Genomic DNA, 341 nt, shown 5'->3' on the forward strand with positions numbered 1-341 from the left:
GGGGATGCGGTGTTGGGGGCGCTGGGGTGGTACGAGAAGAACAGCGGTTGGCGGACGCATCCGGTGAGGCAGAAGCAACCGAACGGGTGGGGGTTGTACGACATGCACGGGAACGTGTGGGAGTGGTGCGCGGATTGGTATGACGAAAACTACTACAAGAAGAGCCCGGCGGCTGACCCGCGTGGTCCTGGGAGCGGGGAGTATCGTGTCCTGCGCGGCGGGGCGTGGAGCAGCAGCGCCAACCGCTGCCGCGCCGCCTACCGCTGCGGCAGCACGCCAACGAACCGGGACGACGCCCTCGGTTTGCGCGTGGCGGTCGGCGCGCCGTAAACCCCGTGTGA

General features: G+C 68.0%; 1 protein-coding gene. It reads left to right on the forward strand.

Features of this window, described 5'->3' with window-relative positions:
• Positions 1 to 330 (forward strand): formylglycine-generating enzyme family protein (locus NZ585_14850; protein MCS7081310.1); only part of this gene is annotated, 330 nt, incomplete at its 5' end.
• Positions 331 to 341: the final 11 nt, after the last annotated feature.

This window comes from Chloracidobacterium sp., from assembly GCA_025057975.1.
Lineage (GTDB): Bacteria > Acidobacteriota > Blastocatellia > Chloracidobacteriales > Chloracidobacteriaceae > Chloracidobacterium.